The organism is Streptococcus sp. CM6 (genome assembly GCF_000526095.1).
Lineage (GTDB): Bacteria > Bacillota > Bacilli > Lactobacillales > Streptococcaceae > Streptococcus > Streptococcus oralis_BW.
The window spans coordinates 40,538-64,146 of record NZ_JATS01000019.1 but is presented as its reverse complement, the minus strand read 5'-3'; the positions used below and the strand labels follow the sequence as shown (position 1 = coordinate 64,146).

At 42.4% G+C, this 23,609-nt stretch carries 22 protein-coding genes; 21 read left to right on the top strand and 1 reads right to left on the bottom strand.

Annotation, left to right across the window (positions count from 1 at the left end):
* Positions 1 to 78 precede the first annotated feature (78 nt).
* The 8 genes from HMPREF1516_RS06445 to alaS all read left to right on the top strand — a co-directional run bounded on the left by HMPREF1516_RS06445 (position 79) and on the right by alaS (position 9,457).
* On the top strand, positions 79 to 1,236 hold the full coding sequence (locus HMPREF1516_RS06445) for an ABC transporter ATP-binding protein (protein ID WP_033606106.1): 1,158 nt from the start codon (positions 79 to 81) through the stop codon (positions 1,234 to 1,236).
* Positions 1,217 to 2,023 (top strand): ABC transporter permease, encoded by an 807-nt coding sequence (locus HMPREF1516_RS06440; RefSeq protein ID WP_000754120.1) that lies wholly within the window; start codon positions 1,217 to 1,219, stop codon positions 2,021 to 2,023. Before HMPREF1516_RS06445 ends, HMPREF1516_RS06440 begins: the two co-directional genes overlap by 20 nt.
* Complete coding sequence (locus HMPREF1516_RS06435) at positions 2,020 to 2,793, top strand: ABC transporter permease (RefSeq protein WP_000712716.1); 774 nt, start codon at positions 2,020 to 2,022, stop codon at positions 2,791 to 2,793. Before HMPREF1516_RS06440 ends, HMPREF1516_RS06435 begins: the two co-directional genes overlap by 4 nt.
* Positions 2,790 to 3,860, top strand: a complete 1,071-nt coding sequence (locus HMPREF1516_RS06430) for an ABC transporter substrate-binding protein (RefSeq protein ID WP_033606105.1) — start codon at positions 2,790 to 2,792, stop codon at positions 3,858 to 3,860. Before HMPREF1516_RS06435 ends, HMPREF1516_RS06430 begins: the two co-directional genes overlap by 4 nt.
* 163 nt (positions 3,861 to 4,023) lie before the next feature.
* Positions 4,024 to 4,848 carry a GIY-YIG nuclease family protein gene (locus HMPREF1516_RS06425; protein WP_033606104.1) on the top strand — a complete coding sequence of 275 codons (825 nt, stop codon included), beginning with the start codon at positions 4,024 to 4,026 and terminating at the stop codon, positions 4,846 to 4,848.
* Between the two features lie 8 nt (positions 4,849 to 4,856).
* Positions 4,857 to 6,059 carry a PASTA domain-containing protein gene (locus HMPREF1516_RS10230; RefSeq protein ID WP_033606103.1) on the top strand — a complete coding sequence of 401 codons (1,203 nt, stop codon included), beginning with the start codon at positions 4,857 to 4,859 and terminating at the stop codon, positions 6,057 to 6,059.
* A gap of 272 nt (positions 6,060 to 6,331) precedes the next feature.
* Entirely contained in the window at positions 6,332 to 6,817 is a 486-nt protein-coding gene (locus tag HMPREF1516_RS06415) for an LURP-one-related/scramblase family protein (protein WP_000847087.1), read from the top strand.
* A gap of 21 nt (positions 6,818 to 6,838) precedes the next feature.
* Positions 6,839 to 9,457 carry an alanine--tRNA ligase gene (gene alaS, locus HMPREF1516_RS06410; protein ID WP_033606102.1) on the top strand — a complete coding sequence of 873 codons (2,619 nt, stop codon included), beginning with the start codon at positions 6,839 to 6,841 and terminating at the stop codon, positions 9,455 to 9,457.
* An 87-nt stretch (positions 9,458 to 9,544) separates the two neighbouring features.
* Here alaS and HMPREF1516_RS06405 read toward each other — a convergent pair whose 3' ends face one another.
* The gene (locus HMPREF1516_RS06405) at positions 9,545 to 10,993 is read right to left on the bottom strand and encodes an alpha-amylase (RefSeq protein ID WP_001181083.1); all 1,449 of its coding nucleotides are present in this window, start codon (positions 10,991 to 10,993) and stop codon (positions 9,545 to 9,547) included.
* A 272-nt stretch (positions 10,994 to 11,265) separates the two neighbouring features.
* On the opposite strand from HMPREF1516_RS06405, the gene HMPREF1516_RS06400 reads away from it, so the two are divergent.
* The 13 genes from HMPREF1516_RS06400 (at position 11,266) to HMPREF1516_RS06340 (ending at position 23,598) form a co-directional block, all read left to right on the top strand.
* A complete protein-coding gene (locus HMPREF1516_RS06400; protein ID WP_033606101.1) occupies positions 11,266 to 12,429 on the top strand; it encodes a class I SAM-dependent rRNA methyltransferase in 1,164 nt (387 codons plus the stop codon).
* On the top strand, positions 12,426 to 13,103 hold the full coding sequence (gene aroD / locus HMPREF1516_RS06395; RefSeq protein ID WP_000780372.1) for a type I 3-dehydroquinate dehydratase: 678 nt from the start codon (positions 12,426 to 12,428) through the stop codon (positions 13,101 to 13,103). Before HMPREF1516_RS06400 ends, aroD begins: the two co-directional genes overlap by 4 nt.
* Positions 13,093 to 13,947, top strand: coding sequence for a shikimate dehydrogenase (locus tag HMPREF1516_RS06390; RefSeq protein ID WP_033606100.1), 855 nt, complete (start codon positions 13,093 to 13,095; stop codon positions 13,945 to 13,947). Before aroD ends, HMPREF1516_RS06390 begins: the two co-directional genes overlap by 11 nt.
* A gap of 18 nt (positions 13,948 to 13,965) precedes the next feature.
* The gene (gene aroB / locus HMPREF1516_RS06385) at positions 13,966 to 15,033 is read left to right on the top strand and encodes a 3-dehydroquinate synthase (RefSeq protein ID WP_033606099.1); all 1,068 of its coding nucleotides are present in this window, start codon (positions 13,966 to 13,968) and stop codon (positions 15,031 to 15,033) included.
* A gap of 9 nt (positions 15,034 to 15,042) precedes the next feature.
* The gene (gene aroC, locus HMPREF1516_RS06380) at positions 15,043 to 16,209 is read left to right on the top strand and encodes a chorismate synthase (protein ID WP_033606098.1); all 1,167 of its coding nucleotides are present in this window, start codon (positions 15,043 to 15,045) and stop codon (positions 16,207 to 16,209) included.
* A gap of 9 nt (positions 16,210 to 16,218) precedes the next feature.
* Positions 16,219 to 17,322 carry a prephenate dehydrogenase gene (locus tag HMPREF1516_RS06375; RefSeq protein ID WP_033606097.1) on the top strand — a complete coding sequence of 368 codons (1,104 nt, stop codon included), beginning with the start codon at positions 16,219 to 16,221 and terminating at the stop codon, positions 17,320 to 17,322.
* Between the two features lie 10 nt (positions 17,323 to 17,332).
* Positions 17,333 to 17,671 carry a YlbF/YmcA family competence regulator gene (locus HMPREF1516_RS06370; RefSeq protein ID WP_033606096.1) on the top strand — a complete coding sequence of 113 codons (339 nt, stop codon included), beginning with the start codon at positions 17,333 to 17,335 and terminating at the stop codon, positions 17,669 to 17,671.
* A gap of 90 nt (positions 17,672 to 17,761) precedes the next feature.
* A complete protein-coding gene (gene aroA, locus HMPREF1516_RS06365; protein ID WP_033606095.1) occupies positions 17,762 to 19,045 on the top strand; it encodes a 3-phosphoshikimate 1-carboxyvinyltransferase in 1,284 nt (427 codons plus the stop codon).
* A complete protein-coding gene (locus HMPREF1516_RS06360) occupies positions 19,038 to 19,514 on the top strand; it encodes a shikimate kinase (protein WP_033606094.1) in 477 nt (158 codons plus the stop codon). The genes aroA and HMPREF1516_RS06360 overlap by 8 nt, the downstream gene beginning before the upstream one ends.
* Positions 19,511 to 20,359 carry a prephenate dehydratase gene (pheA, locus tag HMPREF1516_RS06355; protein WP_033606093.1) on the top strand — a complete coding sequence of 283 codons (849 nt, stop codon included), beginning with the start codon at positions 19,511 to 19,513 and terminating at the stop codon, positions 20,357 to 20,359. Before HMPREF1516_RS06360 ends, pheA begins: the two co-directional genes overlap by 4 nt.
* Complete coding sequence (locus HMPREF1516_RS06350; RefSeq protein WP_033606092.1) at positions 20,356 to 21,651, top strand: LCP family protein; 1,296 nt, start codon at positions 20,356 to 20,358, stop codon at positions 21,649 to 21,651. Before pheA ends, HMPREF1516_RS06350 begins: the two co-directional genes overlap by 4 nt.
* Positions 21,652 to 21,796: 145 nt before the next feature.
* Entirely contained in the window at positions 21,797 to 22,633 is an 837-nt protein-coding gene (locus HMPREF1516_RS06345; protein WP_001281443.1) for a LicD family protein, read from the top strand.
* A complete protein-coding gene (locus HMPREF1516_RS06340) occupies positions 22,630 to 23,598 on the top strand; it encodes a glycosyltransferase family 2 protein (protein ID WP_033606091.1) in 969 nt (322 codons plus the stop codon). Before HMPREF1516_RS06345 ends, HMPREF1516_RS06340 begins: the two co-directional genes overlap by 4 nt.
* The last annotated feature ends 11 nt before the right edge of the window (positions 23,599 to 23,609 follow it).

Here is a 23,609-nt window from a genome sequence, read left to right as displayed (position 1 = left end):
TAATCTCCTACACGAGGTAGTAGCGGCCTGACAGAGCCATGATCTGTTAATTTATGAAAAAGAAGGAATTTATGACAATTGAAAAAACCAATTATTGAATTCAAAAACGTCTCTAAAGTTTTTGAAGACAGCAACACCAAGGTTCTCAAAGACATTAACTTTGAGTTGGAAGAAGGGAAGTTTTACACTCTTTTGGGTGCATCTGGTTCAGGAAAATCAACCATTCTAAACATCATTGCAGGTTTACTGGATGCGACGACAGGGGATATTTTACTGGATGGGGTGCGGATCAATGACATCCCAACCAACAAGCGAGACGTCCATACGGTCTTCCAATCCTATGCCTTATTTCCACATATGAATGTGTTTGAAAATGTTGCCTTTCCACTCCGCTTGCGTAAAATCGACAAGAAAGAAATCGAACAACGCGTAGCGGAAGTTCTCAAGATTGTTCAGTTGGAAGGTTACGAGAAGCGTTCCATCCGTAAACTCTCTGGTGGACAACGCCAGCGTGTAGCCATTGCCCGTGCTATCATCAACCAACCCCGTGTGGTCTTGCTGGACGAGCCCTTGTCAGCGCTGGACTTGAAATTGCGAACAGACATGCAGTACGAACTGCGTGAATTGCAACAACGATTGGGAATTACCTTTGTCTTTGTCACTCATGATCAGGAAGAAGCTCTGGCTATGAGTGACTGGATTTTCGTTATGAATGATGGCGAGATTGTTCAGTCTGGAACGCCTGTGGACATCTATGATGAGCCAATCAACCACTTTGTTGCCACCTTTATCGGTGAGTCAAATATCTTGCCAGGAACCATGATTGAAGACTACTTGGTTGAGTTTAACGGCAAACGCTTTGAAGCGGTCGATGGGGGGATGAAGCCAAATGAGCCTGTTGAGGTTGTCATTCGTCCAGAAGACTTGCGCATTACCCTTCCTGAAGAAGGCAAGCTCCAAGTCAAGGTGGATACTCAGCTTTTCCGTGGGGTTCATTACGAGATTATCGCCTATGACGAGCTCGGAAATGAATGGATGATCCACTCGACTCGTAAGGCCATTGTGGGTGAGGAAATCGGTCTGGACTTTGAACCAGAAGACATCCACATCATGCGTCTCAACGAAACCGAAGAAGAGTTCGATGCTCGTATTGAAGAATACGTAGAAATCGAAGAGCAAGAAGCAGGTCTGATTAACGCGATCGAGGAGGAAAGAGATGAAGAAAACAACCTCTAAACTCTTTGTAGTGCCCTATATGCTTTGGATCGCCCTCTTTGTTCTCGCACCCTTGGTCTTGATTTTTGGACAATCCTTTTTCAACATCGAAGGCCAGTTTAGTTTAGAAAACTATAAATCCTACTTTGCGTCACAAAACTTGACCTATCTCAAAATGAGCTTCAACTCTGTGCTCTATGCTGGGATTGTGACCATGGTGACGCTTCTCATCAGCTATCCAACAGCTCTCTTTTTGACCCGTCTCAAGCACCGTCAACTCTGGCTCATGCTGATTATCTTACCAACCTGGATCAATCTGCTTCTTAAGGCCTATGCCTTTATAGGAATTTTTGGTCAGAATGGGTCTATTAACCAATTCTTGGAATTCATCGGAATTGGTTCGCAACAGTTGCTTTTTACGGATTTCTCCTTTATCTTTGTCGCAAGCTACATCGAGCTTCCATTTATGATTTTGCCGATTTTCAACGTCTTGGACGATATGGATAACAATCTTATCAATGCCAGTTATGACTTGGGGGCGACCAAATGGGAAACCTTCCGCCATGTTATCTTCCCTCTATCGATGAATGGAGTGAGAAGTGGGGTTCAATCTGTCTTTATCCCTAGTTTGAGTCTTTTTATGTTGACACGTTTGATTGGGGGGAACCGCGTGATCACGCTGGGAACGGCTATTGAGCAGAACTTCCTGACCAATGACAACTACGGTATGGGTTCTACCATCGGTGTGATCCTCATCCTGACCATGTTCATCACCATGTGGGTGACCAAGGAAAGGAGAGAACGATGAAAAAATTTGCCAATCTCTACCTAGCCTTTGTCTTTATCATCCTTTATTTGCCAATTTTTTACTTGATTGGCTATGCCTTTAATGCTGGTGATGATATGAACAGTTTTACTGGTTTTAGCTTGAGCCATTTTAAAACCATGTTTGGTGATGGTCGTCTCATGTTGATCCTCACTCAAACCTTTTTCTTGGCCTTTCTATCAGCCTTAATTGCGACCATTATCGGGACTTTCGGAGCTATCTATATCTACCAGTCTCGTAAGAAATACCAAGAAGCCTTTTTATCACTGAATAATATCCTCATGGTTGCGCCTGACGTTATGATTGGTGCTAGCTTCTTGATTCTCTTTACCCAGCTTAAGTTTTCACTTGGCTTTTTGACGGTTCTATCTAGTCACGTGGCTTTTTCGATTCCTATCGTAGTCTTGATGGTCTTGCCTCGTCTCAAGGAGATGAATGATGACATGATTCATGCGGCTTATGATCTTGGTGCTAGCCAGTTTCAGATGTTCAAGGAAATCATGCTTCCTTACCTGACTCCGTCTATCATTGCAGGTTATTTCATGGCCTTCACCTATTCGCTAGATGACTTTGCCGTAACCTTCTTTGTGACAGGGAATGGCTTTTCAACCCTCTCAGTCGAGATTTATTCTCGTGCTCGTAAGGGAATTTCGTTAGAGATCAATGCCCTGTCTGCACTTGTCTTTCTCTTTAGTATTATCCTAGTTGTAGGCTATTACTTTATCTCACGTGAGAAGGAGGAGCAAGCATGAAAAAACTCTATTCATTTTTAGCAGGAATTGCAGCGATTATCCTTGTCTTGTGGGGAGTTGCTCATCATCTAGACAGTAAAATCAACAGTCGAGATAGTCAGAAATTGGTTATCTACAACTGGGGAGACTACATTGATCCCGAACTCTTGGAGCAATTCACCGAAGAAACAGGGATCCAAGTCCAGTACGAGACCTTTGACTCTAACGAAGCCATGTATACCAAGATCAAGCAGGGTGGGACAACCTACGACATTGCCATCCCAAGTGAATACATGATCAACAAGATGAAGGACGAAGACCTCTTAGTTCCTCTTGATTATTCAAAAATTGAAGGAATCGAAAATATCGGACCTGAGTTCCTCAACCAGTCTTTTGACCCGGGCAACAAATTCTCCATCCCGTACTTCTGGGGAACCTTGGGAATTGTTTACAATGAAACCATGATAGATGAGGCGCCTGAGCATTGGGATGACCTCTGGAAACCAGAATACAAGGATTCCATCATGCTCTTTGATGGGGCGCGCGAGGTGCTGGGACTCGGGCTTAACTCACTTGGTTACAGCCTCAACTCTAAGGATCCTCAGCAGTTGGAAGAAACAGTGGATAAGCTCTATAAACTGACTCCAAATATCAAGGCCATTGTGGCGGACGAGATGAAGGGTTACATGATCCAGAACAATGCTGCTATTGGTGTGACCTTCTCAGGAGAAGCCAGCCAGATGTTGGAGAAAAATCCTAATCTCAAGTATGTCGTTCCGACTGAGGCTAGCAATCTCTGGTTTGATAACATGGTCATTCCAAAAACCGTGAAAAACCAAGATGCAGCCTATGCCTTTATCAACTTTATGTTGAAACCCGAAAATGCTCTGAAAAATGCCGAGTATGTAGGCTACTCAACACCAAACCTACCAGCCAAGGAAATGCTCCCAGAGGAGACTCGTGAGGACAAATCCTTCTATCCAGACGCTGATACCATGAAACACCTAGAAGTTTATGAGAAATTTGACCATAAATGGACAGGAAAATATAGCGACCTCTTCTTACAATTTAAAATGTATCGGAAGTAGAGGTTAGCAGTTATGAAACGAATCAGTTAAGCTGGTTCGTTTTTGTGTTGGTAACTATAATTAAAAACAACTTATAAAAGTTTGACCCTAACTATGCTTTTTTGTATAATAACATATGAGAAATACAAATTTAATTAAATATAATGAGGTGTTAAATTTTATTATGGATTTAAAGTTAAACGATATTTTGAATATAAGTGAACAAAATCAATGGAAATTCAAGGTAAAATTTAATAATTGGACGGGCGAAAATCCAATTCAGACCTATTTGAGAGACGAAGAAATAATTAATAACTACAACTTATTTTGGAGAACAAATAAGCGATATTTCAATGTTGGAGATATTGTCATAAATTTCATTAAGATTGATAATAACAAATGGTTATTAACTACTATAAAAGAAGTGAGTAAGGAACTTTTTGTTACTGGAGGACAAAATTATGAAGGAATTGAACTAAAGGAATATTCAGCCCTTTTTGGTCGTCTAATTATTCGGTACAGAAAAGAATCTAGAGGTTCAGTTCTAAAGTATACAACTTGTAAGGAAAAACTTGTGATAGAGCAATTGTTATCAGATTCATTTGGAGGAGAAGAATTTCCAGGATATGATAATATTTCTTTATCTTACAAAGAATTAGAATTGAGTTTACGTTTGAGAAAAAAAGATTGGATAACTGCTTTAGAAAATCAAAAAGCTGTTTATCTTATTACGGATAAGCAGAATGGTAAATTATATGTAGGCTCAGCAACTTCAAACTATGGTATGCTTTTACAACGTTGGCAATCCTATGTGGATAATGGACATGGTGGCAATAAAGAACTTAGGATTTTGGTTGAAAAACAAGGGTTGAATTACGTTAAAGAAAATTTTCAATACTCTGTATTGGAAAACTATAACGGTAAAATAGATGATAAGTTTGTTTTAAAACGTGAATCCTGGTGGAAAGAAGTTTTAAAATCTAGGGAACATGGTTATAATGCGAACTAGGAGGGAATATGAATAATCTGAATGATTGGGAAAAAGCTCGTCGAGAAGAAGAATTGAATCAAGAGCTAAAAAGACAGAATAACTTGTTGGAACAACAGAGATGGGAACAGCAATTTTCTAACCAAAAACAACAGGCAGCACTAGATGAACAAAATCGTCTTGCTTGGAAGCAGAATGAGGCATTACAGGAGAGAAATGAACTAGAACGTCAGCGCCAATGGGATGAGAAATTTAGACATGAAAGAGAGTTAGAACTACGTAAAGAGCAACAATATAAAGATAATATATTTGATTTAAAAAAACTGTGGGCCAAAGCTGAAACTGAAGATGAGAGAGGAAGAATTCAGATACTCCTAGCAGAAGCAGAAGCTGACTGGAATGAGTATTTGTTGGAGAAAGAAAGAGAAGCAGAAAGACAACGATTAGCTACAGAGCAATTTCAATTAAAACAACAGCAAGAAATAGAACAGAATGAATTATTAGAGCGTCGTAGACAGAAAATAAGTAGAATAAAGTGGTTTTTCGGAATAGCTATAAGCTTACTTTTATTAGTGATAATTGGAACTTTTTTCATAGGTATGAGCAGGTCTAAATCATCTCATAACAGTACTAAGCAATCAACTCAATCATCTAATTCAGCAACCTCCACAAGTTCTACAAAGCAAGCTTCTCTTGGTGGAAATAAATCTAAAGATAAACAAACTTCATCTACAAGTTCTGCCTCTTCTAGTTCACAGGTATCAAAAGTATATATTGGAAACTACATTGGTCGAAAAGTCTCGGCTGCTATAGATGAATTGAAGAGTAAAAAAATTACTGAGGATCATATAAAAGTTGAAGAAGAGGAAAGTGATGAATATTCTCCTGGTACAATTTTACGTCAGAGTTTGTTAGAGGGGACTTTATATGATTTGAATGATTCATCAGATATTACTTTTACTGTTGCAAAAGAGCGAACTAGTGCTACAATGCCAAATTATGCAGGTTCAAGTTTAGAGTTTACAAAAAATAATTTAACTAACATTGTAGGTATAAAAGAAGCTAATATTGAAGTAGTAGAAGTTTCCAGTGCTCCTGAGGGTACTGCTGAAGGAACAGTAGTATCTCAAACCCCAAAAGCTGGAGAGAAAGTTGATTTGAAACGTACACGAATTAAAATTTCAATTTATAAGCCCCAAAATACTCAAACATCACAAAGTAGATCTAGATAAATTAAGAGGTTAATGCAGAAGTTTATGATTCGTTGTCATCAACCTTGACGAACTCCTCCAAAAACGATATAATAAGAAAGTTGAGAATTGATTTTCAATCAACTTAGCCCAGAGAATTGGCGGTGCTGCGAGCCATCTAAGCTAGGAAATCATGCTACTCAATCAGACAATTGCATAAGAACAAGAGAATGACAAGTTCATTGAATGAAGGTGGTACCGCGGTTTTTCGCCCTTCGTGATATGGACTTGTCTTTTGATTTTTGGAGGTGTTTATGAAGACATTTCTTGTCAAACAAAAGTTTCGTCTTGGAGGCGAACGCTTCGATATCAAGGATGATAGAGGAGTAGTGAACTATCAGGTGGAGGGATCATTTTTCCAAATTCCTAAGACCTTTACCATCTATGACGCCTATGGTGAGCAAGTCAGTGAGATTAGTAAAGAATTTTTCACTTTGCTTCCTCGCTTTACTATCCAGTTACGAAACGGTTCCAATTTCGTCATTCGCAAGAAGTTGACCTTCTGGCGAGATAAGTATGAGTTTGACAATCTAGGGCTTCGTATCGAGGGCAATATCTGGGATTTGAATTTCAAATTGCTGGATGACCGCGACCAAGTGATTGCCGAGATTCGGAAAGAAATTTTCCATTTGACCTCAACCTACACCGTAACCGTCTATGAAGACTCGTATGCAGATTTGGTCATTTCCCTTTGTGTCGCGATTGACTATGTGGAGATGCTGGAAAGCCAATCAAATTAAACAAGTAAATAAGGAGATATTATGAAACAACTATCTAGTGCTCAAGTTCGCCAAATGTGGCTAGATTTCTGGGCAAGCAAAGGTCACTCTGTAGAACCATCAGTGAGCTTGGTTCCAGTAAACGACCCAACTCTTTTGTGGATTAACTCTGGGGTAGCAACCCTTAAGAAATACTTTGACGGAACCATTATCCCTGAAAATCCACGTATTACCAATGCGCAAAAAGCTATCCGTACTAACGATATTGAAAATGTAGGGAAAACTGCGCGTCACCATACCATGTTTGAAATGTTGGGGAACTTCTCAATCGGAGATTACTTCCGCGATGAAGCCATCACTTGGGCTTATGAGCTTTTGACAAGTCCTGAATGGTTTGATTTTCCAGCTGATAAACTGTACATGACCTACTATCCAGACGATAAAGATTCTTACAACCGCTGGATTGAAGTAGGAGTGGATCCAAGCCACTTGATTCCAATCGAAGATAACTTCTGGGAAATCGGTGCTGGACCCTCTGGACCTGATACAGAAATCTTCTTTGACCGTGGAGAAGCCTTTGACCCAGAAAACATCGGTATTCGCCTGCTTGCAGAAGATATCGAAAACGACCGTTACATCGAAATCTGGAACATCGTTTTGTCACAATTTAACGCTGACCCAGCCGTACCTCGTAGTGAGTACAAGGAATTGCCACACAAGAACATTGATACGGGCGCTGGTTTGGAGCGTTTGGTGGCCGTTATTCAAGGGGCTAAGACAAACTTTGAAACAGACCTCTTCATGCCAATCATCCGTGAAGTTGAGAAATTGTCTGGTAAGGTTTATGACCAAGATGGCGACAACATGAGCTTCAAGGTCATTGCTGACCATATCCGTTCTCTTTCATTTGCCATCGGTGATGGTGCCCTTCCTGGAAATGAAGGTCGTGGTTATGTCCTTCGCCGTCTCCTCCGTCGCGCGTCTATGCACGGTCAAAAATTGGGCATCAACGAGCCTTTCCTTTACAAACTCGTTCCAACTGTTGGAAAAATCATGGAAAGCTACTACCCAGAAGTGCTTGAAAAACGGGACTTTATCGAGAAAATCGTGAAGAGCGAAGAAGAGTCATTTGCTCGTACCCTTCACTCAGGTCAACACTTTGCAGAAACCATTGTAGCTGACTTGAAAGCTAAAGGACAAAGCGTTATCGCTGGTTCAGATGTCTTCAAACTCTACGATACATACGGATTCCCAGTTGAATTGACAGAAGAAATCGCTGAAGAAGCTGGGATGACTGTAGACCGTGAAGGTTTTGAAGCAGCCATGAAAGAGCAGCAAGAACGTGCGCGTGCGTCAGCTGTCAAAGGTGGCTCAATGGGAATGCAAAATGAAACCCTTCAAAACATTACAGTGGAAAGTGTCTTCAACTACAATGCCAGCCAATTGCCTTCTAAGTTGGTGGCTATCGTAGCTGAAAACGCTGAAGTAGAAGCTGTGTCAGAAGGAACTGCCTCCCTGTTCTTTGCGGAAACTCCATTCTACGCTGAAATGGGTGGACAAGTAGCGGACCATGGTCAAATCTTGGATGCTGCAGGAAACCTTGTTGCTACAGTGATAGATGTTCAAAAAGCGCCAAACGGACAAGCTCTTCACACGGTTGAAGTTCTTGCACCACTTGCTTTGAACCAAGAATACACCTTGGCCATCGACACCAATCGTCGTCACCGTGTCATGAAAAACCACACAGCAACTCACTTACTCCATGCGGCCCTTCACAATATCCTTGGAAACCATGCGACACAAGCAGGATCTCTGAACGAAGTCGAATTCCTTCGCTTTGACTTCACACACTTCCAAGCAGTAACTTCTGAAGAATTGCGCGCCATTGAACAACAAGTCAATGAGAAAATCTGGGAAGCAATTGCTGTAGAAACTGTTGAGACAGATATTGATACCGCTAAAGAAATGGGAGCTATGGCCCTCTTTGGTGAGAAGTATGGTAAAGAAGTCCGTGTTGTTACTATCGGTGACTACTCTATCGAGCTTTGTGGTGGTACCCACGTTGGCAATACTTCTGAGATTGGTCTCTTCAAGATTGTCAAAGAAGAAGGAATCGGTTCAGGAACTCGCCGTATCTTGGCAGTGACTGGTAAGGAAGCCTTTGAAGCCTATCGTGAACAAGAAGACGCTCTGAAAGCAGTCGCAGCAACCTTGAAAGCACCTCAACTCAAAGAAGTACCTCATAAGGTTGAAGGACTTCAAGAACAACTTCGTCAGCTCCAAAAAGAAAATGCTGAGTTGAAAGAAAAAGCAGCGGCAGCGGCAGCAGGTGATGTCTTTAAGAATGTTCAAGAAGCAAACGGTCACCGTTACATTGCAAGCCAAGTTTCTGTATCAGATGCAGGTGCCCTTCGTACCTTTGCGGACAAATGGAAACAAAAAGACTACTCTGATGTGCTTGTCCTAGTTGCCGCTATTGGTGACAAGGTCAATGTCCTCGTAGCAAGCAAGACTAAAGATGTACACGCAGGAAACCTGATCAAAGAATTGGCTCCAATCGTCGATGGACGTGGTGGTGGTAAACCAGACATGGCCATGGCAGGAGGAAGCAACCAAGCAAAAATCCAAGAACTCTTGGATGCAGTAGCTGGTAAATTATAAGACAATAAAGATCTATCCATTTGGGTAGGTCTTTTTGTGCATACAAAAAAGCCAAATCCGGTTGGATTTGACTTGTAACTGATAGGTTTATTTTGTTGCCCAGACACTGACTGAACCCGCGGCTACCGGAAATTCTCCATAACCTTCAGCATCAATTGTGACTTGGTCTTGGTGATTTCCAAGTAAATCTACAAAGGTTTGGTTAGCCCATTCTTGACCAACAAACATAGACTTGCTGTTTTCTTGGTCATTTGAGATAAGGACAGCGATTGGGGATTGATGTTCAGCACCTGAACGGACCCATCCGATACAGTGAGTATCATCAAAGTAGTCTGTTTGCTCTCCATAGGCCAAGTCTTTTCGGATGGCTAGGAGACGATCAAGAACTTCTTTGAAATCTTGTTGAGCATATTGCCCTGAAATACCGTAATAATCTCCGTAAAAGACACATGGAAGCCCATCTTTGCGTAATAGAATAAGAGCATAGGCTGCTGGTTTGAACCATTCTTCAACAGTAGACTCAAGGGCTTGTCCTCGTTGAGTATCATGGTTGTCAACGAAAGTGACAGCCTTGTCAGGCTTGAGTTCAACCAAGCTATCAGTAAAGATAGTACGGAGGTCGTAGCTTGCTCCAGCTTGACTGGCTTCAAAGAGATTCTGGTGGAGACGAACATCGACAAGGTCAAAACGTTCCTCTGTTTTTTCGAGATAGTCTAGGTTGGCTTCTTTATCTGGATTCCAAAATTCACCAAAAACATAGAAATCTTGACCATATTTTTCCTTCATATCACGGATGAAATTGCGCATAAAGAAAGAGTCGATGTGTTTGACGGCATCTAAACGGAAACCAGCAATACCAGTCGTTTCCATGAACCAGTCAGCCCAGTCATAGATATTTTGGATGACTTCAGGATGCTTAAAGTCTAGGTCAGCGTACATGAGGTAGTCGTAGTTTCCGTTTTCATTATCGACCAATTCCTCATTCGCCCAACCTTTATTGTCTCCTTGTATCAGGTAAATGCCAGACTTACGACGTTTGGCATCATAGTCTGTGCCAGTAAAGTGGTACCAGTGCCAGTGGAAGTCATTGTAGGTGTCTTGGCGACCATCGAAGGTGAAGTGGGTCCAGCCATTGATAGTAAATGGCTCACTTAGTTGAACGGTACGATCCTCAGGGTCCACTTCAATAACCTGAAAGGCTTCCATGTGATCGGCAGCAGCCTTGTGATTGAGCACCACATCGGCCATAGGTTGAATTCCCTGAGCCTTTAGGGATTGAATGGCTTGAAGATAGTCTTCTTTAAACCCATACTTGGTGCGGACAGTCCCTTTTTGGTGAAATTCACCTAGGTCAAATAGGTCATATACCCCATAACCCACATCTTTTTCATTTGTAGCCTTGAAGGCTGGTGGCATCCAGACGTGGCTAATTCCCAGATGGGCTAGGTGCTCTGCATCATTTGTCAGTCGCGTCCAGTGTTGGCCGTCGTGAGGCAGATACCATTCAAAGTACTGCATAAGTGTCTGATTTTGCATTGTTTTTCCTCTTGCTTATCAATGTTGTGTTTTATTCTACCATAAAGTTTAGAACTAGGCAAACGTTTGCGCAATTTTCTATACTCATTTCTAGAATTGTCTATTTTTAGCGAATAGAATCTCTCCTTCCATTATAAGGGAAAAGATGTTTTGGTGAAAAAGTAAATGGAATAAACTTGTTTTAACAAAAATGGCACTTAGTAAACTAAAGTAAAAATGGATAAGCGGTTTCTTTTTTGAGAATTGTCATAAAATTTGCTATAATAGTAGCTATGAATAGAATTAGGGTCAGCAGACGTGTTGAAAAAAAGCTAGCTAAGGGTCTAGTTCTTTTGGAAGCAAGTGATTTAACAGATATTGATCTGACAGATCAGGCAGTAGAAGTTCTTAGTCAAGACGGGAAGTTTTTAGGGAGTGCCTATCTTTCTCAGCAGAACAAAGGCATCGGCTGGATGGTCAGTAAAGAAAAGGTTAGCTTTAACCAAATCTTTTTTGAAGCTCTGTTTCGTAAGGCCAAGGAAGTTAGAAAGCCTTATTATCAGGATGACCTGACTACTGCCTTTCGCCTTTTTAACCAAGAGGGGGATGGCTTTGGCGGTCTGACTGTTGATCTCTACGGAGATTATGCTGTCTTTTCGTGGTACAACTCCTTTGTTTACCAGATTCGGAAGTTGATAGTAAAGGCTTTTAAGGAAGTTTTTCCTGAGGTCCTGGGGGCTTATGAGAAGATTCGTTTTAAAGGTCTAGACTACGAGTCTGCCCATGTTTATGGTGAGGAAGCGCCAGACTATTTTACTGTTCTTGAGAATGGCGTGCTCTATCAAGTCTTTATGAATGATGGCTTGATGACAGGTATTTTCCTAGACCAACATGAGGTCCGTGGGAGTTTGGTTGATGGTCTAGCCATGGGCAAATCCTTACTCAATATGTTTTCCTATACGGCTGCCTTTTCAGTTGCTGCAGCTATGGGAGGTGCCAGTGAGACGACTTCTGTCGACTTGGCCAAACGGTCCAGAGAGCTATCAGAAGCTCATTTTCAGGCAAATGGACTCAGCACGGACAATCATCGTTTTATCGTTATGGATGTCTTTGAATATTTCAAGTATGCCAAGCGAAAGGGTTTGACCTATGATGTGATTGTTCTAGATCCGCCGAGCTTTGCACGGAATAAAAAACAAACATTCTCTGTAGCTAAGGATTATCACAAGCTGATTTCTCAGAGTCTTGAGATTTTAAATCCGGGAGGGATTATCATTGCCAGTACTAATGCTGCCAATGTTTCCCACCAGAAATTTACAGAACAAATTGATAAAGGTTTTGCAGGAAGAAGGTATCAGATCTTGAACCAATATGGTCTTCCAGCAGACTTTGCCTATAATAAAAAAGATGAAAGCAGTAATTACCTCAAGGTGATTAGTATGAAGGTTAGTAAATGAAATTAGTCGTCTCAGTAATGCCAAGAAGTTTAGAAGAAGCGCAAGAACTGGATGCCACTAGGTATGAAGATGCCGATATCATTGAGTGGCGTGCGGACTTTCTTGCAAAGGACGCTATTTTACAGGTAGCACCCGCTATCTTTGAGAAATTTGCAGGACGCGAACTGGTCTTTACCCTTCGGACTCGCGCTGAGGGAGGAGAAATCGAACTTTTCTCAGAAGAGTATGTTCAAATTATCAAGGAAGTGGCGCAACTCTATCAACCAGACTATATTGATTTCGAGTACTACAGCTACAAGGATGTTTTTGAGGAAATGTTGGATTTTCCAAATCTCGTATTGAGCTATCATAATTTCCAGGAGACACCTGAAAATATGATGGAAATCCTGTCGGAGTTGACCAGTCTCTCTCCAAAGGTGGTCAAGGTATCAGTTATGGCCCATACGGAGCAGGATGTTTTAGACCTGATGAACTACACACGAGGATTTAAGACACTCAATCCTGAGCAAGAGTACGTGACCATTTCCATGGGGAAAATGGGCAAGGTATCGCGCATTACTTCAGATGTGACGGGTTCAAGTTGGTCATTTGCTAGTCTGGATGAAGCGAGTGCCCCAGGTCAGATTTCATTGGCTAACATGAAAAAAATCAGGGAGATTTTGGATGAAGCTTGATGGCTATACACGTTTAGCTGCAGTTGTTGCCAATCCCATCAAACACTCTATTTCACCTTTTATCCATAATAGGGCCTTTGAGGCGACAGCTACCAATGGTGTCTATGTGGCTTGGGAGATTGAAGCGGGTGACTTGGCAGAAACAGTCGCCAATATTCGCCGTTACCAGATGTTTGGAATTAACCTGTCTATGCCTTACAAGGAGCAAGTGATTCCTTATCTGGATGAGTTGAGCGATGAGGCTCGTTTGATTGGGGCGGCCAACACAGTTGTTAATCAAGACGGAACGTTAATTGGATATAATACAGATGGCAAGGGATTTTTTAAGAGCTTGCCTTCTTTTACAATCTCGGATAAGAAAATGACCATTCTGGGCGCAGGTGGTGCGGCCAAATCAATCTTGGCACAAGCCATTTTGGATGGCGTCAGTCAAATTTCAGTTTTTGTTCGTTCAGTTTCTATGGAAAAAACAAGACCTTACCTAGATAAGTTGCAGGAACTGACAGGCTTTAAAGTGCACTTGTATGCTTTAGAAGATGTTTCTGAACTGCAATCAAGGATTGCCGATTCGCACTTACTAGTCAATGCCACCAGTGTGGGCATGGATGGCAAATCATCCCCAGTTCCTGAAAGCATAGTCTTACCAGAAACTCTCTTGGTGGCAGATATTATTTACCAACCCTTTGAGACGCCATTTTTGAAATGGGCTAGAAGTCAGGGCAATCTAGCCGTCAATGGCCTGGGGATGTTACTCTATCAAGCTGCTGAAGCTTTTCAACTGTGGACAGGTAAAGAAATGCCAACAGACGAGATTTGGCAGTCCTTAACAGAAAAATATAAATAGTGAAAAGGAGACCCTACTATGAAAATCAGAATCGATATTCCGCATCATCCTTATGATATTCAAATTGAAAAAGGTTGTCTATCGCAAGCAGGTCAGTGGTTGCGAGAACTCTGGCAACCGCAAAAAGTGGTTATCGTGACTGATAACCATGTAGCTTCTCTCTATGCAGAGAAGGTTAAACTCAGCCTAGAAGATGCTGGTTTTCAGGTAGCAGTATTTGACTTTTTAGAAGGCGAAGAACGAAAAAATTTAACAACTGTTCAGAAGGTCTATGAATTTTTAGTCAAGCAAGGTCTGACTCGTAGCGATGGAATCGTGGCTCTAGGTGGTGGTGTCGTTGGGGACCTGGCTGGTTTCGTAGCCTCTACCTATATGCGGGGGATTCACTTTGTTCAGATTCCGACTAGTTTGACTGCTCAGGTTGATTCTTCTATCGGCGGAAAGACAGGTGTCAATACTCCTTTTGCTAAGAATATGGTGGGGACCTTTGCCCAACCGGATGGGGTTCTGATTGACCCGCTTGTCCTTGAAACACTCGGGAAAAGAGAGTTGATTGAAGGGATGGGTGAGGTTATCAAGTATGGCTTGATTGAGGATCCAGAACTTTGGGCTCTCTTAACGAACCTGGATGGTTCTGTTGAGAGTATACTGGAACATGCGGAGACTTTGATTGAACATTCTTGTCAGGTGAAGCGCAAGATGGTGGTTGAGGATGAGTTGGATAACGGTGTTCGCCTTTACCTCAATTTTGGGCACACTATTGGCCATGCTATCGAAGCAACGGCCGGTTATGGCAAGGTCATGCATGGTGAGGCCGTGGCCATGGGAATGGTGCAGATTTCCAAGGTTGCTGAGGAAAAAGGTCTTATGCCAGAAGGAATAACCCAGTCCATTAGAGAGATGTGCCAGAAATTTGGTTTGCCAGTTGACTATGAGAACTGGGATGTTAAAAAGCTCTATCAGGCTTTGACTCATGATAAGAAAGCGCGTGGCAACACCTTGAAACTGGTCTTGGTACCAGAGCTTGGTTCAGCGACCATTCACCCAGTTTCTCTGGAAGAGATGAAAGACTACTTGGTAAAATAAGGAGAATGTATGAGATATTTAACTGCAGGAGAATCACATGGTCCTCGATTGACGGCTATCATTGAAGGAATTCCAGCTGGACTTCCTTTGACAGCTGAGGATATTAATGGAGACCTTAAACGCCGTCAGGGTGGCTACGGTCGTGGTGGTCGTATGAAGATTGAGAGTGACCAGGTTGTCTTTACTTCGGGCGTTCGCCACGGGAAGACGACAGGGGCTCCTATTACCATGGATGTCATCAATAAGGACCACCAAAAATGGTTGGATATCATGTCTGCGGAGGACATTGAAGACCGCCTTAAAAGCAAGCGGAAAATCACTCATCCTCGTCCAGGTCATGCTGATTTGGTTGGGGGCATCAAGTACCGTTTTGACGATTTGCGAAATTCTTTGGAGCGTTCATCAGCTCGTGAAACAACCATGCGAGTAGCAGTTGGAGCAGTAGCCAAACGTCTCTTAGCTGAACTGGATATGGAGATTGCCAATCATGTCGTGGTCTTTGGTGGCAAGGAAATCGATGTACCTGAAAATCTGACAGTGGCTGAGATTAAGGAACGAGCTGCCCAGTCTGAAGTTTCTATTGTCAACCAAGAACGAGAACAAGAAATCAAGGACTATATTGACCAAATCAAACGTGACGGTGATACCATCGGTGGGGTTGTGGAGACAGTCGTCGGAGGCGTTCCAGTTGGCCTTGGATCCTATGTTCAATGGGACAGAAAATTAGAAGCCAGATTGGCCCAAGCAGTTGTCTCTATTAATGCCTTTAAAGGGGTGGAATTTGGTCTTGGCTTTGAAGCTGGTTACCGAAAAGGCAGCCAGGTCATGGATGAAATTCTCTGGTCTAAAGAAGACGGCTATACTCGTCGTACCAATAATCTGGGTGGCTTTGAAGGTGGTATGACCAATGGGCAACCAATTGTTGTTCGTGGAGTTATGAAACCCATTCCCACTCTTTACAAACCACTTATGAGTGTGGATATCGAAACCCACGAACCTTACAAGGCAACCGTGGAGAGAAGTGATCCGACCGCCCTTCCAGCTGCAGGTGTGGTCATGGAAGCCGTTGTAGCAACGGTTCTGGCGCAAGAAATCCTTGAAAAATTCTCCTCAGATAATCTTGAAGAATTAAAAGAGGCAGTTGCCAAGCACCGAGACTATACAAAGAACTATTAAGGAGTCCTCATGGCAAAAAACATCTATATCGCAGGTCTTGGTTTGATTGGTGCTTCGATGGCGCTCGGTATCAAGCGTGATCATCCTGATTATGAAATTTTGGGTTATAATCGCAGTCAGGCTTCGAGAGATATTGCCTTGGAACGGGGGATGATAGACCGTGCGACGGATGATTTTGCCAGTTTCGCTCCTCTAGCAGATGTTATCATTCTGACCTTGCCAATCAAACAGACCATTGCTTTTATTAAGGAGCTGGCAGATTTAGACTTGAAAGAAGGCGTCATTATCTCGGATGCAGGCTCAACCAAGTCAGCCATTGTGGAAGCAGCGGAGGAGTATTTGTCTGGCAAACCTGTTCGCTTTGTCGGGGCCCATCCCATGGCTGGTAGCCACAAGACAGGGGCTGCCTCTGCGGATGTTAATCTCTTTGAAAATGCCTATTATATATTCACACCATCAAGCTTGACTAGTCCAGATACGCTTGAGGAAATGAAGGATTTGCTCTCAGGACTTCATGCGCGCTTTATCGAGATTGATGCCAAGGAGCATGATCGGGTGATTTCTCAGATTAGCCATTTTCCGCATATTCTGGCTTCCAGCCTCATGGAGCAGACTGCGGTCTATGCTCAGGAACATGAGATGGCAAGGCGCTTTGCGGCGGGTGGTTTTCGAGATATGACTCGCATTGCGGAAAGCGAGCCAGGTATGTGGACTTCCATTCTCTTGTCCAATCGTGAGACTATTCTAGAGCGAATTGCGGATTTCAAGGAGCGCCTAGATGAGGTTGGACAAGCCATCAGCAAGGGAGATGAAGAGCAAATCTGGAACTTTTTCAACCAAGCGCGTGCGCAACGTCAGGCCATGGAAATCCATAAGCGTGGTGGTGTGGACAGTTCTTATGACCTCTATGTCGATGTTCCCGATGAAGAAGATGTTATCTTGCGGATTTTGGAATTACTTCGTGGGACTTCTTTGGTTAATATCCACATCAACGAAGAAAACCGTGAAGATGTTCATGGGATTCTACAAATTTCATTTAAAAATGCTCAAGATTTAGAACGAGCTGAACGCTTAATTACAGAAAATACAGACTATACAGTCGTCATCAAATAAGGAGAAAATCATGTCAAATATTTACGATAGTGCAAACGAACTTAGCCGCGGGTTACGTGAATTACCAGAATACAAGGCGGTTAAGACAGCAAAAGATGCCATCCAAGCTGATGAACAAGCTAGCAAGATTTTTGCAGACTACCTCGCTTTCCAGCAAGAAATCCAAGTCATGGCGCAAACGGGACAAATGCCAGACGCCTCTTTCCAAGAAAAGATGCAGTCTTTCAGCAAACAAATCCAAGAGAACGCTCTTTTGTCAGATTTCTTTACCAAACAGCAACAATTGTCCATTTACCTTTCGGACATTGAAAAAATTGTCTTTGAACCTATTTCAGAATTATTGAAATAGTATTTTATCTGTATAAAAGCCAGAAATTTCAGGAATTTCTGGCTTTTTTGTGATAAAATAAGAAAAAGTATTGCAAGTATGAGGTCAACTATGAAACTAAAAACAAACATTCGCCACTTACAAGGCAGTATCCGGGTTCCAGGTGACAAGTCTATCAGCCATCGTTCGATTATTTTTGGTAGTTTGGCTGAGGGAGAGACCAAGGTTTATGATATTCTGCGTGGAGAGGATGTGCTCTCAACCATGCAGGTCTTTCGTGACCTTGGTGTTGAAATTGAGGACAAAGATGGGGTTATTACCATTCAAGGTGTGGGCATGGATGGCTTAAAAGCTCCTCAAGATGCTCTTGATATGGGAAATTCTGGCACCTCGATTCGCCTGATTTCAGGTGTCCTGGCTGGTGCAGACTTCGAAGTAGAAATGTTTGGAGATGATAGTCTTTCTAAACGTCCTATGGACCGTGTGACGATTCCATTGAAAAAAATGGGCGTTAGCATTTCGGGGCAAACTGAGCGAGACCTGCCTCCTCTTCGCCTCAAAGGGACGAAAAATTTAAGAACGATTCACTATGAGTTGCCAATTGCCTCTGCCCAAGTCAAGTCAGCCTTGATGTTTGCAGCATTGCAGGCTCAGGGGGAGTCCGTTATTATCGAGAAAGAATGTACTCGTAACCACACCGAAGATATGCTTCAGCAATTTGGAGGCCATTTAAGTGTGGATGGCAAAAAGATCACAGTCCAAGGGCCGCAAAAATTGACAGGACAAAAAGTGGTTGTTCCAGGAGATATTTCCAGTGCAGCCTTTTGGCTAGTCGCAGGTTTGATCGTTCCAAATTCTCGTGTAGTGCTGCAGAATGTGGGCATCAACGAAACGCGTACTGGTATTATTGATGTCATTCGCGCCATGGGAGGAAAATTAGAAATAACTGAGATCGATCCAGTTGCTAAATCAGCAACCCTAACTGTCGAGTATTCTGACTTAAAAGGAACAGAGATTGGTGGATCCTTGATTCCCCGTTTGATTGATGAATTGCCTATTATTGCCCTTCTAGCGACCCAAGCCCAAGGTGTAACAGTTATTAAGGATGCTGAAGAACTCAAGGTCAAGGAAACTGACCGCATTCAGGTGGTGGCAGATGCCTTAAATAGCATGGGAGCGGACATCACTCCTACAGCAGACGGGATGATTATCAAAGGGAAATCAAGACTTCATGGCGCTAGAGTCAATACGTTTGGTGACCATCGAATCGGAATGATGACAGCCATCGCAGCCCTCTTGGTTGCGGATGGAGAAGTGGAACTTGACCGTGCTGAAGCCATCAATACCAGCTATCCTAGCTTCTTTGAGGATTTGGAGAGCTTGATTCATGGCTAAGGTATTACTCGGATTTATGGGGGCAGGCAAGTCGACAATCGCTAGAGGGTTGGCCCCAGACTACATTGATATGGATTCCTTAATCGAGGAACGTTTGGACATGTCCATTGCGGATTTCTTCGTTGAAAAAGGAGAAGTGGCCTTTCGTCAAGTAGAGTCAGAAGTCCTAGCTGCCTTACTAAAAACGGACCGAGTTGTGTCAACTGGCGGAGGGGTTGTCATTTCTCGAAGAAATCGTGACGTGCTCAAGCAAAATCCTGATAACATCTACCTAAAAGCAGATTTTGAAACCCTCTACCAACGTATCGCAGCTGATAAGGACAATCAGCGCCCACTGTTTCTAAATAATAGTAAGGAAGAACTGGCAGCTATTTTCCAAGAAAGACAGACATGGTATGAGGAAGTAGCTAGTCAAGTTCTGGATGTGACCAAGTTAAGCCCAGAGGAAATTATAGAGGAACTGAGATGAAAATTGCCTATCTAGGTCCCAAGGGATCTTTTTCGCATCATGTTGTGCAGACAGCATTTCCCAAAGAGGAATTGCAGGCTTTTGCCAATATCACAGATGTCATCAAGGCCTATGAACAGGGTTTTGTGGACTATTCTGTGGTACCAGTTGAAAACTCCATTGAAGGTAGTGTCCATGAAAGCTTGGATTACCTTTTTCATCAGGCTCGCATCCAAGCAGTTGCAGAAATTGTTCAACCCATTCATCAGCAGTTGATGGCAGTTCCAGGTCAGTCAAAAATTGAGAAGATTTTTTCCCATCCTCAGGCTCTGGCTCAAGGAAAGAAATTCATCGATATGCACTATCCAGAGGCCAAAATTGAGGTAACAGCCAGTACCGCCTATGCAGCTCGCTTTATTTCAGAGCATCCAGACCAGCCATACGCAGCTATTGCTCCTAAAAGTTCAGCTGAAGAATATGGATTGGAATTGATTGCAGAGGATATTCAGGAAATGGAAGCCAATTTCACACGTTTTTGGGTGTTAGGGGCAGAGATACCGAAGATTCCTTTGAACTCACAAGCTGAAAAAATGAGTTTGGCCTTGACCTTACCAGACAACCTACCTGGTGCTCTTTACAAGGCACTTTCGACTTTTGCTTGGAGAGGGATTGACTTAACAAAGATTGAAAGTCGCCCCCTTAAAACAGCCTTGGGAGAATACTTTTTCATTATCGATGTAGACTATAGTGACAAAGAACTGGTTCATTTTGCCAGACAAGAACTAGAGGCCATTGGGATCAAGCACAAGATTCTGGGAACTTACCCGATTTTTACCATAACTGATTTAGAAAAGGAGAGTCAATGAGCAAAGAAAATCCTTTAAGTCATCACGAGCAGTTACGTTATGACTATCTCTTCAAAAATATTCATTACCTCAACGACCGTGAACGGAGGGAGTTTGATTATCTGCAACAAAAAATGACAGGTCCCAAGTCTGAAGTTCACCATTTCTACCAAGAGGAAAAAGAAGAAACTTGGGGTAGAGATATTGATCTTCCGACTTATGGCAGTAGAAGTCGATCTAAGAGACGTGAAAAGGTAGCTCCTCTGCCTAAAGTCAAAAAGAAAAAAAGAAGAATTCGCTTCAAACGAATACTGACTTGGTTCTTGCTGTTGATTACATGTGTGGCTGCAGGGATGATTTTCATGTTTCTTCGAGGATTCCAGTCAGCGGCCAATCCAACAAATAAGCCAGCTGACGCCAAGGCGGCTCAAGTAGAGGTCTTTAACGGTCAGGATACCAAAGACGGTGTGAATATCCTAGTCATGGGGACAGATGGCCGTATCGGTCAAAATAGTGCAGAAACCCGTACCGATACGATCATGGTGCTGAATGTCAGCGGATCGGATAAAAAGATCAAGCTAGTCAGCTTTATGCGTGACAACTTAGTTTATATCGACGGGTATAGTAAGATTGTAAATGGCCAGAAACAAATGGATAACAAACTAAATGTTGCCTATGAACTTGGGGAACAAGAAGGGCAAAAAGGGGCTGAAATGGTCCGCAAGGTTCTAAAAGACAACTTTGATTTGGATATTAAGTACTATGCTCTAGTTGACTTCCAGGCCTTTGCAACAGCCATTGATACCCTCTTCCCTGACGGAGTAACGATTGATGCCCAATTCTCAACATTGAATGGTCAACCTTTGACAGAAGCCACAGTTGGAGATGACCTTCATGCAACAGAGACAGAGTCCCCAACTCAAACCATCAAAGTTGGAAAACAGCAGATGAATGGATCCACCTTGCTGAACTATGCTCGTTTCCGTGATGATGATGAAGGGGACTATGGTCGTACCAAGAGACAACAACAAGTCATGTCAGCAGTTCTTGAGCAAATCAAAGATCCAACCAAACTCTTCACAGGTTCTGAGGCACTTGGAAAAGTCTTTGGCATGACATCAACAAATCTACCGTATAGCTTCTTGTTGACCAATGGCTTATCTGTTCTAGAAGGTGCTCAAAATGGAATTGAAAGACTCACCGTCCCAGAACTTGGTGATTGGGTAGATGCTTATGATGTCTATGGAGGGCAAGGACTTCTTGTCGATCAAAATAAATACCAAACCAAACTTGCTCAAATGGGGATGAGATAAAAGGCTATAAATGAAAATCAAAGTTTGATTCACTAGTGAAATGGTGGTCTGAGCTTTGGTTTTTCTTACTATCTGATAGATTTTTAAGGCTTTTTTATGGTATAATAAAATGATATAACTCGTTATTGGACAGAAGAGGAGAGATATGAGTGATTTGAAAGCGATTCAGGCTCGTAGCCTGGAAATGGCTGAATATTTCGTCGCATTTTGTAAAGAACATGATTTGTTGTGCTACCTCTGTGGAGGAGGAGCTATTGGCGCCCTTCGTAATAAGGGCTTCATTCCTTGGGATGATGACTTAGACTTTTTCATGCCCCGCAAGGACTATGAAAAATTAGCAGAACTGTGGCCCCGTTATGCAGATGAGCGTTATTTCTTGTCAAAGAGTAACAAGGATTTTGTAGACCGTAACCTTTTTATTACCATTCGTGACAAGGAAACCACCTGTATCAAGCCTTATCAGAAAGATTTGGATTTGCCCCACGGTTTGGCCTTGGATGTGTTACCTTTGGATTATTATCCTAAAAATCCGGCTGAGCGTAAGAAACAGGTTCGTTGGGCCTTGATTTATTCACTCTTTTGCGCCCAAACTATCCCAGAAAAGCATGGTGCAGTCATGAAATGGGGAAGTCGCATCTTACTCGGCCTGACTCCAAAATCTCTACGTTATCGCATTTGGAAAAAAGCTGAAAAAGAAATGACCAAGTATGGTCTGGCTGAGAGCGATGGAATTACGGAATTATGCTCAGGTCCCGGCTACATGCGAAACAAATACCCAATCGCATCCTTTGAAGACAATCTTTTCTTGCCATTTGAAGGAACAGAGATGCCCATCCCAGTCGGCTATGATGCCTATCTCAGAACTGCTTTTGGGGACTATATGACACCACCACCAGCGGACAAGCAAGTACCGCATCATGATGCTGTCATAGCTGATATGGATAAGTCTTATACAGAATACAAGGGAGAATATGGAGCATGATGGGAGAAAAAATAAGCGTTATCGTTCCGGTCTACAATGTAGAAGCCTATCTGGAGCGATGTGTGGAGTCGATTCTTCAACAGACTTATGCCCATTTTGAGTTAATCTTAATCAACGATGGTTCTACTGATTCCAGTGGACAGATCTGTGATCGCTTAGCATCTCAGTATGAGAATATCAAGGTTTATCATATCGAAAATGCTGGTGTTTCAAATGCTAGAAATATGGGAATTCAGCTAGCGACGGGTTCTTGGGTTACCTTTATTGATAGCGATGATTTCGTTACCCAGGATTACCTAGCTACTTTAGCAAGTGCAGTTGAAGGGTTGAATGTAGGCTTTGTAATTGCTCCTCTGCACCATATCAAAAACGGCATTGTAACTGATATACCTCCACATTCTGGAAAAACAGAACTCTGGTCAACAGAAGAAACCATGAAGGAACTATTGATGACTACCAGAACGTCATTTTTTCCAGTCGCAAAACTGTTTAAGAGAGACCTGCTTGCGGATGAAAAGTTTAATACAAATTATCACCTAGCTGAAGATGCCCTATTTTTAACTGAATTGCTACTAAAGACAAGATGCAGTAGCGTATTTATTGACAAACCTGTTTATTATTATGATCATCGTGAGGGAAGTGCAACAACATCTGTTAATCGACATGTATTTGACACAATAGAAGCTTATCAGCAAATAATCGCTCAAGTTTCGCAAGCCTTTCCTAATTTAAAATACGAATTAATAAACAGAGAATGTTGGTCGTACATCACAGTTTACGATAAAATTATCTTTACTTCACGTGAAGAGTATCAAAAGGAGAAAGCCGAGCTGAGGACTTGGATTGTTCAGCATCGACGCGAAATATGGAAGGATGCTTATTTCACTACTTTTCGCAAGGTAGCGATCCTTTCACTTGTCATTTCTCCATGGCTATATAAGAAAATTGTTGGATTAAAAAACTAATATCATGAGAA